The 15,988-nt window shown below is 46.1% G+C and carries 17 protein-coding genes; 1 reads left to right on the top strand and 16 read right to left on the bottom strand.

All coding sequences use genetic code 11. From position 1 onward, the window contains the following. Positions 1-6: 6 nt before the first annotated feature. The 16 genes from MHH92_RS07090 to MHH92_RS07015 form a co-directional block, all read right to left on the bottom strand. Positions 7-1,734, bottom strand: a complete 1,728-nt coding sequence (locus MHH92_RS07090) for a DUF6382 domain-containing protein (protein ID WP_253506425.1) — start codon at positions 1,732-1,734, stop codon at positions 7-9. 94 nt (positions 1,735-1,828) lie between these two features. Further along, positions 1,829-2,344: an A24 family peptidase gene (locus tag MHH92_RS07085; protein WP_253506423.1), complete on the bottom strand. Its 516-nt coding sequence runs from the start codon at positions 2,342-2,344 to the stop codon at positions 1,829-1,831. Between the two features lie 12 nt (positions 2,345-2,356). Further along, the gene (locus tag MHH92_RS07080) at positions 2,357-3,388 is read right to left on the bottom strand and encodes a pilus assembly protein (protein ID WP_253509418.1); all 1,032 of its coding nucleotides are present in this window, start codon (positions 3,386-3,388) and stop codon (positions 2,357-2,359) included. A gap of 29 nt (positions 3,389-3,417) precedes the next feature. After that, positions 3,418-5,535: a hypothetical protein gene (locus tag MHH92_RS07075; RefSeq protein WP_253506420.1), complete on the bottom strand. Its 2,118-nt coding sequence runs from the start codon at positions 5,533-5,535 to the stop codon at positions 3,418-3,420. 91 nt (positions 5,536-5,626) lie between these two features. Further along, positions 5,627-6,301 (bottom strand): TadE/TadG family type IV pilus assembly protein, encoded by a 675-nt coding sequence (locus tag MHH92_RS07070; RefSeq protein WP_253506418.1) that lies wholly within the window; start codon positions 6,299-6,301, stop codon positions 5,627-5,629. Next, positions 6,285-6,473: a Flp1 family type IVb pilin gene (locus MHH92_RS07065; RefSeq protein WP_036669085.1), complete on the bottom strand. Its 189-nt coding sequence runs from the start codon at positions 6,471-6,473 to the stop codon at positions 6,285-6,287. The genes MHH92_RS07070 and MHH92_RS07065 overlap by 17 nt, the downstream gene beginning before the upstream one ends. Before the next feature lie 11 nt (positions 6,474-6,484). Next, a complete protein-coding gene (locus tag MHH92_RS07060; RefSeq protein ID WP_047842033.1) occupies positions 6,485-7,354 on the bottom strand; it encodes a type II secretion system F family protein in 870 nt (289 codons plus the stop codon). A gap of 12 nt (positions 7,355-7,366) precedes the next feature. After that, on the bottom strand, positions 7,367-8,110 hold the full coding sequence (locus tag MHH92_RS07055) for a type II secretion system F family protein (RefSeq protein WP_076251735.1): 744 nt from the start codon (positions 8,108-8,110) through the stop codon (positions 7,367-7,369). Between the two features lie 40 nt (positions 8,111-8,150). Then, positions 8,151-9,455, bottom strand: coding sequence for a CpaF family protein (locus MHH92_RS07050; RefSeq protein WP_253509417.1), 1,305 nt, complete (start codon positions 9,453-9,455; stop codon positions 8,151-8,153). Continuing rightward, entirely contained in the window at positions 9,452-10,669 is a 1,218-nt protein-coding gene (locus tag MHH92_RS07045) for a nucleotide-binding protein (RefSeq protein ID WP_340902852.1), read from the bottom strand. The genes MHH92_RS07050 and MHH92_RS07045 overlap by 4 nt, the downstream gene beginning before the upstream one ends. Positions 10,670-10,829: 160 nt before the next feature. Then, on the bottom strand, positions 10,830-11,213 hold the full coding sequence (locus tag MHH92_RS07040; RefSeq protein WP_047842030.1) for a VOC family protein: 384 nt from the start codon (positions 11,211-11,213) through the stop codon (positions 10,830-10,832). Positions 11,214-11,423: 210 nt separating this feature from the next. Then, positions 11,424-12,287 carry a DUF6612 family protein gene (locus tag MHH92_RS07035; RefSeq protein WP_253506412.1) on the bottom strand — a complete coding sequence of 288 codons (864 nt, stop codon included), beginning with the start codon at positions 12,285-12,287 and terminating at the stop codon, positions 11,424-11,426. Positions 12,288-12,386: 99 nt separating this feature from the next. Further along, positions 12,387-12,809 carry a thiol-disulfide oxidoreductase DCC family protein gene (locus MHH92_RS07030; protein WP_036610812.1) on the bottom strand — a complete coding sequence of 141 codons (423 nt, stop codon included), beginning with the start codon at positions 12,807-12,809 and terminating at the stop codon, positions 12,387-12,389. A 187-nt stretch (positions 12,810-12,996) separates the two neighbouring features. Further along, the gene (locus MHH92_RS07025; protein ID WP_036610814.1) at positions 12,997-13,275 is read right to left on the bottom strand and encodes a hypothetical protein; all 279 of its coding nucleotides are present in this window, start codon (positions 13,273-13,275) and stop codon (positions 12,997-12,999) included. A 99-nt stretch (positions 13,276-13,374) separates the two neighbouring features. Then, positions 13,375-13,620 carry a zinc ribbon domain-containing protein gene (locus tag MHH92_RS07020; RefSeq protein WP_036610816.1) on the bottom strand — a complete coding sequence of 82 codons (246 nt, stop codon included), beginning with the start codon at positions 13,618-13,620 and terminating at the stop codon, positions 13,375-13,377. A 210-nt stretch (positions 13,621-13,830) separates the two neighbouring features. Continuing rightward, complete coding sequence (locus MHH92_RS07015) at positions 13,831-14,250, bottom strand: organic hydroperoxide resistance protein (RefSeq protein ID WP_036610819.1); 420 nt, start codon at positions 14,248-14,250, stop codon at positions 13,831-13,833. 401 nt (positions 14,251-14,651) lie between these two features. Between MHH92_RS07015 and MHH92_RS07010 the strand changes: the two genes are divergently transcribed. Continuing rightward, complete coding sequence (locus MHH92_RS07010) at positions 14,652-15,947, top strand: Nramp family divalent metal transporter (protein ID WP_036669231.1); 1,296 nt, start codon at positions 14,652-14,654, stop codon at positions 15,945-15,947. The last annotated feature ends 41 nt before the right edge of the window (positions 15,948-15,988 follow it).

Here is a 15,988-nt window from a genome sequence, read left to right as displayed (position 1 = left end):
TATGTCTTATCCAACCGACCGATAAGTGTAGACTGATTCCGCAAGTGTAAATGTGTCTCCATCCGCCAATGGATACTCCTTATACGGAGCAAGAATATTGCCCTGAAGAATGGTGCCATTGACGGAACCCAGATCCTTAATCACATAGCCCGATTTGTTCCGGCTCAATTCCACATGAGCACGGGACACGCCGGTCGCTGTGTCCACCCACTGAACCATGTCTGCTGATCTTCCGATGACAAAAGATGCTCCTTGCACATCCATCCGTTCATGTTGGTCACTGCTTCCAGATCTTCGTTCAAGATAATAAGACGCCATCACCGGGCCCGCCCCTGTAACATTACCTCCACTCAGATTCTGCAAATTTACGGTTGCCTCCGCAACTGCATCCTGTCGAATTAGCTCTGAAGTTGAAGCTGCCGTTTCCACATGGCGCTGAACGAACGGTGGATCAGAGTGTTCAGGTGTCATATGCAGACTTTGATAACGGGAATGCTCGCTACTACCTTCTGAGGCGGATGCAACCATTTGGTTTATACGTTCCTCTTTCCTATCAGCTGTATTCCAGCGCCAACTTTCCTGAAATTGTTCCTCTTCATCTTCCATTTGCTTACCTTTGTTCTTACCTAAATTGAATTGAAAAGACCGCTTATTCTCTGAGGCATTATGAGGGCTTCCTTTACGCTTCCACGTCCATCCTGCTACACCAAGCAAGCCAAGGCTGAGTACCATACACAGGATCATCTGCGTCTGTCCCGGTTGCTCCATGTAAATAAATCTCCATACCAATGCCATGGCAACCATACAGCCCAATATGATATAAGTTACTTTGGAAGATCCGGGCTTTTCCTCCACTTCCATATCAACACGCTCTAGCGAATCATACGAGTTACTTCCTTTCTTATCCATACCGTTTGAACTCTCTAATGGAACTTGCTCAGGTGAGCGCCTGCCTGGAAAGGTTCGAGATCTCACCGGAATGTCTTCAACCTCGAATTCACTTGTTTTCTGCGGCTGACGGAAATTTAGTTGCGGCCCCACAGGAGCATTTTGAACGGGAGCACCAAGTTGATATGGCCGAGAAGTACCAGTGGCTAGCCTGCTATCTCGCTCAGAAATCGACGAATGAAGATCACCTCTTGAATCATTGGGTGTGTCCAAAGTTCTGGACGAGAGAAATGCTGCGCCTCCTCCATTCTCTTGCTCGTCAGCGTATAACTCCAGCAGAAGCTCGCGCAACTGTCTGATATCCCAGCGTTCGTTGTCACATAACTGCAGAACACGCTGAATGCCTTCTCCCTGCAGTTCCTGTACATGTGCCATCAGCCTGATCACTAGCTCACGGAATTGCTGAGGCGTTGGATCAACTTCAACTGTATCCATGATTGGAACATATACTATCCCAAGCTCACCCTGTTCGAATGAACCGTTAATGAACAAAGACTCTTCCTGGATCAATAATTTACGAGGCTCCAACATATACTGTCGGCATTCCGTGAAGGCATCGGCTAGTTGGAACAACAAACCATACAGAACACGCAATTTGATTTTGCTTGACTTTAACATCTGGGATAACATCTTGTACCCTGATATGTCGTACTGCAATGTTACATTTCGATCGACTTCCCGAATATGAACAGGAAGAAGTCGCGGAATCTGATTGGAGGACAACATCCCCATCTGTACACGGCTCAATTCCTCCATTCGTAACCCGTCTGCTTTCTCCAAAACCATGAAAGCCCCACCATTACGAATAAAATCTCTCGTTAGTCCATACATGCCAATCCTCTCTTTCCATTGTTATTTTCAAATTTCTCGACTCCTTCAGTTAAGGGAACAGTCCCGGGATAAAGACCGTGATAAACCCGGGCAATACGGCCAGCATAAACGGAAACTTTAATGTCTTCTCTTTGTTTACCAGCTTGAGCGAACCGAGCATAAAAAAACCTGCAAGACTACCTGCCATGCCTCGAATTCTCTTCACTGAATCTTTACGGAATAGAAGTATCACTAGACCAATTGCGCCCGCGTACAAAACGGAGTAAATAATGACATGAATGCCAAAAGCAAGTCCCGTCCATGCGCCAATCCCACCAAACAATTTCACATCTCCTGCCCCTACGGCTCCAATCGCATACATCAGAAACAAAATGCCAAAACCTGCTGCAAATCCAGCGGCTGAAAACAAGAAACCATCCCAACCTCCCCATATGATATGGGCCAATACGCCAGCAACAGTCACGGGTAAAGTCAATCGATTTGGAATTTTCATTGAACGAATATCTGTAATAAAAGCTGCAATGACGTATATGCCACAGGCAATGTAAAACCACTCCACCTCCATCATCCCCCTTCCTTATTTTCTGGTGGCTACCTTAAACGTAGTCTCCGTCTTGGCACCGTCCCCTGTCTCGACAACAAAACTCCATGTTCCTTCTGTTGTCCGAGTACCAACAAACCAGTTCCATTCAATAATTCCATTCTCATCTGCGGTGGCCCAGCCGATGTGCTTCGCAGAACTTTCACCTGACTTGTAAAATATCGTTAAGTTGGCTGTCGCTCCTGGTGCTACCTTCACCTTGATCGTTGCATTGTTGCCTATGTATGCCGGGTCAGGCTTCGATAGTACCGTTGCTGAACCCGCAGTATCCTCGTCTCCTGCGCTGCCATCTGATCCTTCTCCGGTATCTCCAATCCATACCCGTTCTGCCGCAGCAGCCTGAATCCGAAGCGGTTTACTGAGAAAGGGGACTTTTATAGGCAATTCATAACTCAGCTCAAGTCGGAAATATGGATTTGTTTTGTTTTTGAGATCAGGTATTGAAATACCATTCACATGAACACGTTCCATATTAAGCAGCGTTGGCTCGATAAAAGGTTGAAGCAGCGGTTTTACCGTGGGATCAAGTACGGTTTCCAAGACGGATGTTTTGATCTCCTGTAGTGGCTGTTCACCTCTGGCCGCCGCTGAACGTACCCAATCACTTAAAGGCTCGGGTAGAGAAGAAGCATAACCTTCTGCCCATTCCGTCAGTGATAACTCTGGTATCTTCAAGCCCCCTCCTGAACCTTCTCCGCCGGCAGAATCAGAAGATGTGAATGCAAGGGAAACGGGATATATTTTCGTTGACAATTGCTTCACCGCTTCCCCTGCCGTGCTCTGTAGCGCTGTGGAGATTAGAGTCATTTGCACTATGAAGATGAGAAACATGATAAAGAATAGAAAGACAGGTAACACCAGTGAAGCTTCCAGAACCATGCTACCCTGTTCCTTTTTTGGAGAACATATCTGCTTTTTGAGAGACTTCAAACGCTGCAATCTGATTATTCGTGTTAAACGAATCTGCTTTTGTGCGCTTTCTTTTTCATAATGTTGCTGCTTATCCATAATCCCTCCACCGAAACGATCCTGATCATTCAATAGGAATAATCCGCCTTCCGCTCAATGAAAAATCGTCCATCTTCAACTTGGTCCGCACTACCCATAACTGCACCTATGCTTCTAACCACCCCTGGTAAAAACCACAGCTTGATGCTACTACGCATGTTACCCGAAGCATACGTCTGTTTCTCATCTGGATTCACACCGGTATTCAATCGAATTAGCGCCAGCATTCTGGACATTTTGCGTTCATTGTTGCTATGCATCAATAGGAACAATCGGAGATGGTCCCTGTACGTCAGTTTGACTTTGATATACTTGGACAATTCAACACTGCCCTCTTTTGCTAGTTTCGCCATATCCGCGATGGCGTTTGTAATCCCATATAAGATTGCCGCCGATAAAACCAGAAGTGGATTCCCAAGCTTGCTGTGCTCAATTAACCCTTCTGCCGTCCGAATAGCCAGCCGCATACCAAATATCTCCGCATATGCCGCAGCGATGTTACCCGAAGGATTATGAAACCCGTAAACGATATACTCCAGTTCCTGATTCTCCAGTTTGAAAACATCACCAGCATCTCCACTACCTTCAGTCCAGGTAAATAACTGACCAAAATCCATGGAGTTGAAATAGGCTAAAGCATATTCATTCTGAAACAATTCGTCGCCAAGACTGTCCAGCAGACCGGACATCCCGCCAAACAAACTGTCCATCCCCTTCATGGCATCGCCACCAGAGTCATAGGGATCTCCAGCAATCTCTGCCTTTTTGGCTTCCTCACGACTAGCCTCGTTAAAAGCAATATTAGCGTTGTAATATTCCTCCAACTGTTTGAAAGCGTCCATGGAACCCGAGCTTCCATTCTGAATCTGCGACAAGATTCGTTTGACTTCCTTCAATTTCCCTTTGGATTCTTTGTCATTTGCTTTGCGCTGGGCATCCGACCCACGACCACTCTCCAGCTGCTGTTTACTCTGTTGGATGAGATTGGCAGGACCGCTACTTACATAGGTGTCCATATATCGTTCCGTAACCTGACTTGCCTGTCTGACCGCCGGTTTAATCGGAACACCGCTCATGGCCGTGACACTGCGAAGCTGTGTATTCAATTCCATGTTGTCTCTTCTAACGTTAGAGAAGTCCGAATTTTGGGAAACAACCCGTGCCTTCAATTGATCAAATAGGCTATCTGCCCTCACAAGCTCAGAAGCAAGAGAACGTGTGCTTTTAGCTTCACTGCCTGATCCAGTAGATGTAGGACTCGTTCCAGGCAAACTCGAGTTGCCCACGTTGTCATAGCTCGCATTCTGCGAACGGTTCTCCCCCTCCGCGATCACACGTTTCATTTCCTCATTAACTTTGCGCGCTTCTTCGATTTTGGACTGTGCTTCCTCCAGCTTTGTTTGATGGGCCTGTAACGCGGGCTGTATGATCATGCTGATGCCTGTCACCACATTACCAACACCAGTCCGATAACGAGCCAGTTCCAATATGTATTGTTGCTCTCTGAACGGCAGTCCCTCATCCGCCTGTTTCTTGTTCAGATAATCTGCATAACGTGCCGCTGCCTCGGCAGCTGTCTCTGGTGTATCTTCCAGCATCTCTTCATAGATGGCCTGTGAAGGCGGGTCCATGATCAACTTTGGAAGATTCTTCAGTTTCTCCGCGGATTCTGTCTGATTGGCAATGGCTTCATCCAGTAATTCTTCACGTTTGTCATATAACTTCTGTAATTTTTTCAGCAAGTCTACCGTGTGCGCGGCTTCCTTCATCTCGTCTGATATCGGTTTGAACCGATTGATCACTTCAAGGGTAAAATCAACCGGAGCCCGATACTTCATATCCTCCTGAATCTGGCGATTAAATATATCGTATCTGCCCAGTTCACGCTCCATGCTCAGCGATGTTGTATCCCACTGGATATCCAGAATGGGAAATCCATCTTTTACAGCTGAAGGCTTCACGCTATCATTCAACACTTTAGCCATAATTGCATCCCCACTGCTGTCCCCATACCCGAATAAACCATACTCCCGGAGTGATGTGTCATAGGCTGACATGACGGATCTCATCGCAGCATGAGTCATGCGTTCGGTCTGCACCTTGAATGCCGCTATACGAGCGTAATCAATAAATATTGCGACAAACATATAAACTCCGGCCAATATTAATATTAAAAAAAGGGTTACGGCTCCCGACTCACCGTCTTTTTTTCTAAACAGCTCCGCCCTCCTCCTTTTCTCACTTTTTGCTTTTGCCAAAATGCTGCACAACCTGTCCGGCTTCTGCCGCTGTACTGGTCGCCGCACTGCCTTTCCCTTTAAACTTGGCTGCATAATACCGGATTAAATCTACCGTTCGAATGAATTCAACCGGTTCAACAACTGCGGACGATCCTTGAGTGAGGACACGGTTACCTGAATCGAACAAAAAAGAAGGAAGAGGCAAAGATATTACTTGTTCCAGCTTGGTTGTTACTTTCCGCTGAATCAGAGAATTCTGATACTCAATCGTTCCTTTCATAGCTGAGGGTATATGTTGCACCGCTTGTGCTAATTTCTGTTCCGAGAGATTGCCGCCTTCACCAGCAGGTATAGAAACGCTAACCTGATTATCCGCTCCCGCCCAGCCAAACAGCGCGCCAAGCATACGATCGTCCGTCAGTCTCCAGTACAGATTGTCATGTTCTCCAGCGACAAATTCACCTGTCATCGCCTGTTTGTGGCTGTTGTCCCAGCTATAGGCTGCACGTTCCGAAGCTGCATAAGCATGTTGATTCAGGAATGTCTTTTGATACATGTACATGGTAAAGAAGAGCAACAACACAAGAATAAACAGCACAACAGGGAAGATCAGGGAAGCTTCAACGGTGAAGCTCCCTTCTTCCTTTTTGAACTTGTTATTCGAAAAATTCATTACTTTTATTACTCACATTAGTTAACAGTCTCTCTACCAACGTCTTAATTTGGTTTTTAAAAATCAAAGCAATAATGATAATAACCCCGATAATCAGAATCAGTTCCAACGTGCCGAGTCCGTCCTCTTCTTTCCAAAATGCGCTTACCTTGTTTTTTAACACTTCCATCATCCCAATTCCTCCTACATATTCATCATCATAAAAGCAGGTGCCCCGATCATGACCACAATCGTAAAAAAGATCAGTACCATTGGAAACACCAGTTTGGAAGAAGCCTGTTCTCCCTTCGCCCGACTGACAGCCTTGCGTTTCTCCCACAACACATGTGACAGATCCCGCAGCGCCAATACAAAGTCACCTCCCCCACGTCGGAAATTCAGCAGCACTGTTGTCGTAAAAATCGTCACTTCCTGTACGCCGCAGCGACGACTGAACTGTTCAAATGATTGTTGAAAAGAGTAACCATTATTCCAATCCCCCACCGTCTTTCTGAGTTCGTTGTACAACGGATGATTCCGTTCCCCCTGGCTTGTCACACAGTGAACGATGGCACGTTGCACGGTCTCCCCTGCGCCAACCAGCAGTACAATTCGGTTCAGTAGCTCAGGCAGTTCCATAAGAATATCCTGGTCTCTTCGCTGCACCTTTGTATTGAGGTCTTTGTAGAGCGCAAAAGGCAACGCTGCACCAAGCGCGAGCCCACCCACCATACCTCCGATGCCCATATCTCCAACGAGTGATAACAGGCAGCCCACCAGCAGCATGAGCCACGTGTAGGTCAACATCTCGGCGCAATACAGCATCGTTTTCTCTCCACTGTGCTGTATGCCGTACATTTTCTGAATGGCATGTTGCATTCGAAACATGAGCACTGGCAATCTGCGTCCAATCTCGAACTTGTCCAATATAAACAGGAAGGGACCATGCAATTTTTTCAGTCGTAATCCTTCCATATCCAGCTTGCGCAGATGCCGGTAGGTCTGCCCCCGGGTTCGATCCAGCACCAGCCATCCCGCTCCGAGCATCCCTGCGACTATAACGGGAAGCAGCATCGTTTCAGCTCCTTATACTTTGATATCCATAATGCGATTAATCCACATATAACAGCAGGCGAGTACTACCAATGCTCCACTAGAGATGAGGTACCCCATCCCGCTATATAACGGCTCCATAAAGTCCTTGGCGGTCAGATTGAGGAATATCAGAAAAATAAATGGAGCGGCAAACATCACCTTTGATTCGAACTTTTTCTGCGATACCGCGACCATAATATCCTGCTGAATATCCAGCTTCTCACCAATCACCGCAGAGGTACGACGCACAACCTCAACCAGATCCCCGCCAGTTCGTTTGCACGTAATGAACACATCTGCAAAGTTCGTAATATCTTCAATCTGCGCCCGATCCGAAAAATCCTGTAGTGCCTCTTCAATTGGTTGTCCATACTCCATCCGTGTCCGCAATATCGTGAACTCACGAATCAGATCGGTATCCGCTTCCGGGTTCAACATCCGCAGATCCTCCACGGATTCCTTGAATCCATTTTCCACCGATTTTCCTGCGGCCAGTGCCGAAGATAATGCATATAACGCTTGCTTAAAATGTAAACTGAGTGTCATTCTTCTTCGTTCCAACAGCACTTTAGTCCAATGTTTTGGTACCCATATGCAACCCGCAGCCAGGATCGCTCCAGCCAACCAGTGATGGTAGAACAGAATTCCGATGCCAAAAAACAGCAGACCACTAATCAGCATACAGACCATTCGTTGTCTCCGGGAAAGCGTATATACGGTGTAATCCGTCAACATCTGTCTGGCTTCACCCAACAGTAATCACCTTCCAATGGCTTTAATTCACGTTGTTATCTGATGAATCTATTCCAACACTATATTGTTCTATGTATTCATCCAGCCATTCCCCGAGCCCAGCCATCTGAATTTTATCCACCTGATTCAACTTTCCAACCTGCACTAACCCGCCAATAATTTTGCCTTCACGCTCTTCTTGTTCCTGGAAACGAAACAGTGGATTCAGCATAACCTCACCGTCCTGCATGCCAATCACTTCACTAATCTCTGTCACCCGCCGTGAGCGGTCTCGTAGCCGGGACAGATGTACAAAAATATCGATTGCTGAACTAATCTGCTGCCTTACAACCGCAATAGGAAGATCCGCACCGCTAAGCACCATCGTTTCGAGTCTGCTGATCATGTCCGAGATGGTATTGGCGTGCCCAGTTGATAAGCTTCCATCATGTCCTGTGTTCATGGCCTGTAACATATCCAGCGCTTCTGCGCCCCTGACTTCCCCAATCACAATCCGGTTCGGACGCATCCGTAAGGAAGATTTGATCAGATCCCGAATAGATATCTGTCCCTTGCCTTCGGTGTTTGCATTCCGCGTTTCCAGTGATACCAGATTGGGTACCGTAACAATCTGTAACTCAGCCGAATCCTCAATGGTAATAATCCGCTCATCGGCAGGGATGAACTGTGATAATGCGTTCAGAAAGGTCGTTTTTCCCGATCCGGTCCCACCTCCAATGAAGATGTTGTATTTGCTCCGTACCAACTGCTGCAATAATTCTGCCGCTTCTTCATGCAGGGCTCCCTTTTCAATCAGATCGGACATCTTCATCGGTTCACTGGGAAATTTACGAATCGTCATCGTGGGGCCTTTCAAAGCAATAGGCGGCAACACGATATTGACCCGGGAACCATCCTTTAAACGGGCATCTACGATTGGAGAAGACTCATTCACAATCCGGTTTACCCCGGACACAATCATCTGGATAATATCCTCGAGCCGTTCCCTTGACTCAAATTCAAGGGTGATCTGGCTGACTTCACCTTCCTGTTCCACAAAAATCTCCTTGTGACTATTGATCATAATCTCCGTAATATCGGGATGATCCACAAGTGGCTGCAAAATATCCAATCCACGAAAGGAGTCAAATAATCGCTGTACCAGCGTATGACGCTCTCCTGAGGTCAGATCATCCAGCTTCGGGTCAGTAAGAACTTTGCGTTCTATCCCCTGCCACAGTTCATCATCTCCTGCGGAAGAGGTTAAATCGAGGCCAGCCCTGACTTCCCTGCGCATCATCTGAAACTGTTCTTCACGATCCAGTATTCTATTGGATGAATCCGTCATAGTGCCCACCGATCCTGCTTCTGAATTCGTCCCGTCTGCTTCAATTCTTCTTCGCCATCTTGTACCAGCATGGCACATAATCTCTTCACTTCACGTTGGAAGATCGGAGAACTAAGCATGACTTCCTCCTGACTGAGTTGCTTCCAAGAAGGAATATAGGGCAACACTGCATCCAGATGCAGATCAGGGCGTGGGAGTACATTGACGACATTGTCCCGATATTTGTTAACCACAAAGCGTGAACGCTCGAGCATACTTTCATACAAATCTGGCTTCGTACGCACAGCATGCTGTAACCATTGTCCCCAACGATGCATGGCAGATATATCATCCTCAACCAGCCAGACAAATGCATCTGCAGTATCCAACACCCCTTCACTGCGCCCATCCCAACCGGAATCCCCATCCAGAATCAACACGTCATACTGTCCACAATCCGTTAAATAACGAAGCAGATTCGACGTATCCTCACGAGTCATTTGCAACAGTTCTTTCCGATTCGATAATGGCCAGAACACATCGGATTTCAACGCTTCATGCCGGACCACATATCCATCTACGCCCTTCGATTGTACCTGTAACTGCTTGCCGGATTCCTTCCTGCCCACCTTCAGATCGTATAACAGGCGGGACAATCCCGTCTCCGCATCCGGGTGACGCTGCCCACTTCTAGTTAGTCCCTTTTCCAGAAACGGGAGCGTACTGTCCAGCGTCTCCAGATTCAGATAGAGAACAGCATAACCTGCAAGTCCCAATTGCTTCGCCATATGCAGGGCCACTGCCGTTTTGCCACTTCCACCCGAAGCGGATACTACACCGATGGAGAGAGTCTCTTGCCCTGGATGGTGAACCTTCTTACGGCGCGGCTGCCGGCAAGCATGCATCACAGCATCCAGCAAAGCAGGCAAGGGTTGATATTTCATCAGCTGCTTGGCCTCATCCACCTCCTCCATCCCTTCACTAAGCATTAGCCAAGGTACACCTGATACTTCTCCCCCGTTATTCAGCCAGTCATTCAGAAACTCCGGTTCCGCAATAACCAGATCCGGTAATTCTCTACCTTCTTGCTCTTTCATGTGATCCTTGAACGAATCCCCTTGGGAGAATGCTGTGAAACGCACATGAAGACCAGATGAATTTCCCTGTACATAATCAAGCCAAGCGCTAATGTAATCCCTATCCTTTGAAACCAGAACAACCTTCAGTACAATCAATTTTTCCTTCCCTCCCTGTCAAAAAGCACAAAAAAGCACCGTCCAATAACCGCATGAATATGCAGTATATGGACGGTGCTTCCGTCACGTGCTATGAATGTATGGATAATATAGCATACAATTTCTGGGGGAGCAAGGGATTTATTCTAACCCTTTTTCCTTAAGAGTTGTACGGTGAATCGAACTCAATAATGTTACGGTCCGGATCAAGTACAAAAATCTGCGCGAATCCAGCCACACTGTCAGGTCTCGCTTCATACTCAATTCCCTGCTGCTCCAGCCAGGCTATAGTCCCTGAATAACTGGTGACCCAGATCGCAAAGTGACCGTCTGTAGTATCAATCCCAGCCTCACGTAACGTGTGACCCTCCGGGTGCTGAAGCAGATGAAGCTGCTGGCTGCCGATAGCGTACCATGTACCCGTGGAGCGGAAGGCTGGACGTTCAATCTCCTGCATGCCTAGTAACCCCGAGTAGAACTTCTTCGCGATTTCCAGATCACGTACAGCCAGACTAACATGGTGGATGTGTGCATATTCAATCATCTTTTATATCCCCCTCTCTACTTCAATATGACTATACTATAACACCTTGAACCCTGACCATAATCTCCGCTAAACAGAAAAACACCCCTGATTCTAATCCGGTAAACCTCTCGGCTCACACAGATCTAGTTCAGAGGTGCTCTGCAAACGGCATACATTGATGCTTGCTTACCGCATTAAATCATCTTCAGCACATTTGGCATAACCAAATTATTTAGCGCTATCCAATGCTTCTTGTGGAATCTTGATCTCTTCCACTTGATCGTGGTTAGAAAATGTACTGTTCATCTTCATGTCCATCGTCATTTTCTGTCCATTCTGTTCCATCTCCATGACCATGTTTACATCCGTACCTGCAGGCAGATAGGTTTCCTTGTTAATCATATATTTCATCTTCATGCTTGTAATATTCATTTGTTCAAGCATCGCTTGGGTCTGGGCATTCGATCCGTTTTGCTCCATCACGGCTTTGGCCAGTTCCTTTACGTTATCACCGGATACGTCAGCGTTAATCACATAATTGTCGCCTTCTTCGGTCACTTCAGTATCTTCTTCAATCTTTTTGAATTGCTCCAATTCACCTTCCGGATTCATGCTTGCTTTCATCTGCTCCACCAATTCTTTGGTTTGAGCTTCAGGAATTTTAACCCATTGTTCTCCCACTTGTGAATAGATCATATCTGAAGTGATGTATTGCTTTACATTCTGCGCTTCCTGCCCAGACATTTCCATTTTCATCTCTTGGTAGATCATCATTGGATCTTTGATGATATCCATTTTGAGCGATGTTTTAACCTGTTGATCCTGGGACTGTTCACCAGCATCCAGTTTCAGATTCTGATCAATGTTTGCTTCAGTTGTGAAGCTTTTCATTTCTTTGGTTGCTGCATTCGTTTTGGTAATCAACTCATCCAGGGTAGGGATCTTTGTTTCCTGCTCCGCAGGTGTATTACCCTCATTAGATGTTTCATTGTTGGTCGCTGGCGGCGTTGCCGTGTTGTCTGTGTCGTTTCCGCATGCTGCCAAGCTTACTGCTAATAATGCCCCGATAATTAATGTAGTCCACTTCTTCAAGTTGTTTTCCTCCCAAAATAGATATGATCTGTAGTCATTACCCAATTATTTCCGCTATTAATCATCAAATTTGGATACAATGTGTCGCACGAGACTTTTTCACAGAAATCGATCTTTGATCTCCGGTGTAGGCAACATACACGCTTCATCCTTGCCAAACCAGCGATAACGGTTGCGAGCAACCCAGTTATAGACTGCATTACGAATAAATTTCGGTATGATGATGAACACATATAACAACGGATAAGGAAACTTTAGACCCTTAGCCAATCGCAGTGCGGCGGTTGAACGTGTATAGTATTTTCCATTTTCAATCAGAACAAAGGTGTCCATACTGTCTGTCGACAAATTTCCCTTCGCCAGCAGTTCCTTGGCTACATCCGATTGAAGCGATGCAAAATGATATTTTCCTTCCGGGTCACGCTTGATAATCCATTTGGTTAAGCCCTGGCAGAAGTGACAGACACCATCCACCAGTACGATCGGATGTCCCTGATGCACATCTGTTTGATTTGCTGTCATATTGGCTGCCTCCTATTGTTGCGGTTAGAGTAACTTACCCAATCTGGGCCATCTTGTTCACTAATTCTAAATTTATTTCTAGAGGTAGTTCAAAAAGAATGAACACCGCTCTTTTTGAACACGCATTAATGGGAAATAAAAGAAAAAGAGCGCAGGCATTGTGCCCACGCTCGTATCTGTCCGACAATTACTCCGTAACTGCCTTTTCCATCCATTGGTCATCGATCATCTGTTGATGCAGGTCACTTGCCCACTGGTCCATACATTTGCAAATGAAATCTTTGCGACATACTGGACAAGGGGTTTTCTGCAGACGGCTGATATTGGTCATCTTCCATTCCGGGGAACGGGTGTAGAATACACGGCATTTTGTACCGTCTACCAAATTCATTTTGAATTCATACAATCCGTCTTCCTTGTTACCATAAGCTAATTCTAAATCTGCAATACGCGGTCTATAAGACATGGATATCACCTGTTTAATTCAAATTTGGTTCATGCAATGACACTACTCAGTACTAAGTTATATTAAAGAAAATTCAGATCAATGTCAACTCGCGCATGTCTACCCGCCAAACAGAATATCCAGAATCGTCCCTACCTGTCCCTGTTTTTTCCCTTTCAAGACATCCGGATCAAATACTTCAACATACCCGCAGGAAGCACAAGCCACGAACAAGTAGTGATTATGCTGTATATCAAACATCTTACTCAGGCCTGCTCCTGACATGGAAACTTCCTTAATGTTACAATCCGTGCCTCTGCATTTTGTACATACAAATCGCCGCTCGATCATCTCTTCAATACTCATCTTCGTTCCCCCTTTATGGAATGTGTAGCATGAAGTGGGAGTGCAATTATGTAAAATAGTACGCGATCTGGCATCTAATCTCCTGCATCATGTCCTTATATGATAATCAACACAAAACCCTGCCGATTGCCAGCAGGGCTTTGTAGTCGAACATCAGGTATCTGGGATAACCTGCTCTATATGTTCCCTTTACTTACCAGGAGTCAAATCTTAAACTACGTTTAATACAACATCAATGTTGCCGCGTGTTGCTTTGGAATATGGACAGAAATCATGCGCCTTGCGGGCCAATTCCTCTGCTTGACTGTGATCTACACCAGGCATGCTAACGTCCAGACGAACAGACAGCTGGAAACCGTCATCCGCAGGGTCTTTACCAATGGATACGTTACTTGTAACGACCACATCCTCCAATTTCACACCTGCTTTACGTGCTACATTGGCAAGGGCACTTTCATAACATGCTCCATATCCAGCGGCAAAAAGTTGCTCAGGGTTAGTACCTTCACCACCGGAGCCACCAAGCTCTTTTGGCATTTTCAGATCATGCTTGAGCACGCCATCCGAAGAAGTCACCGAACCTGTACGTCCACCTTTAACTGTCGCTACTGCTGTATATAAAGCTTCCATTAAGAATCTCTCCCTTATCCATATAGTTTTTTTACTGCCTTCCTTTCAATTTAAACTTCTGGCTCATTTTGAAACGCAATTTTGTATCTTTATCAGCTTTTACAACTTTATTATTTTCATGCATTTCAATGCCATGGCTGTATTTTCCCTAAGGTTCGGTAATATACGAAGGGGCATCTTCAAGCTATAACCGAAATTTTGTGCTGATACATAAAAGTTGCACTAGACAAAAATAATTGAAGGAGTACAATGTAACAATAAACATAAAAATTTAGATATATCATGAGTGGTTTGTACCGCATCAATATCTCAAAATCAATAATTCAAAGTCAGGTGATTATCGTATGAGTAAAAAAAATCCGTTCAACGCTCCTTCAAGAGAATCATTATCTACTGCGGGCATGGCCCCTTCCCTTGGAGAAGCACATAGTTCCATGAAAGTTCCGCAGAATGCTGCATGGTGGAAGAAATTCCTCGCCTTTGTAGGCCCAGGATACCTCGTTGCCGTAGGTTACATGGACCCGGGGAACTGGGCAACAGATATCGCAGGCGGCTCGCAGTTCGGGTATACCTTGTTATCCGTTATCCTGTTATCGAACCTGATGGCCGTTGTCCTTCAGTCGCTGGCTGGCAAGCTTGGCATCGTCACTGGACGGGATCTGGCTCAAGCCTGTCGTGAACGATTCAGCATGCCTGTTGTTATGATGTTATGGATTCTGTGTGAGCTTGCCATTGCAGCTACCGATCTGGCTGAAGTCATTGGTTCTGCTATCGCATTAAAACTGTTATTTAACATCCCCATGTTATACGGCGTTATCATCACCGCAGTTGATGTACTCCTGATTCTTGTACTGCAAAACAAAGGTTTCCGCGCTCTGGAAACACTTGTCATTGTGCTGATGGCAACCATAGCCCTCTGCTTCGGGATTGATCTGTTTCTGGCGAAACCGGATATGGGCGGTGTTCTCCATGGTTTTGTACCAAATGTTGAGATTCTGCAAAACCCAGCCATGCTTTATATCGCCATTGGTATTATCGGAGCAACCGTGATGCCGCATAATCTGTATCTGCATTCTTCCATTGTGCAGACCCGTCAGATCGAACAGACCCCACAGGGCAAAAAAGAAGCCATTCGGTACTCGACCATGGATTCTACAATCGCGTTGACACTGGCCCTGTTCATCAATGCAGCCATCCTGATTGTATCTGCCGCTGTATTTCACAGTGCTGGTATGACGCAGGTTGCCGAGATCGCTGATGCCTATCATCTGCTGACACCTCTATTGGGTACTACGGTTGCAAGTATCCTGTTCGGTGTGGCGCTGTTAGCATCAGGTCAGAACTCTACCCTTACAGGTACACTCGCTGGGCAGATCGTTATGGAAGGTTTCCTGAACATTCGAATTCCGGCTTGGCTACGCAGACTGGTCACACGTCTGATCGCCATCATCCCCGCGGTAATTGTGACAGCCATTGCAGGAGAACATGGCACAGAAGAACTACTCATTTTGAGCCAGGTCGTCCTGTCGCTTCAATTGCCGTTTGCTGTAATTCCCCTGGTGATGTTCACGAGTGATAAAAAAAGCATGGGTGCATTCGCCAACAAATTGTGGCTAAAAATCATCTCATGGGTCATTGCCGCGATTATCGTTGTGCTGAATGTATATCTGATCATTCAGACGATTCGTTTATTCTAATCTCGTTCTTATCGACTAAATACTAAAAAGGCTGATCAACT

Source organism: Paenibacillus sp. FSL M7-1414, assembly GCF_038003195.1.
Classification (GTDB): Bacteria; Bacillota; Bacilli; order Paenibacillales; family Paenibacillaceae; genus Paenibacillus; species Paenibacillus amylolyticus.
Note: the sequence above shows the minus strand (reverse complement) of the source record. Positions and strands in the feature narration are given on the sequence as shown.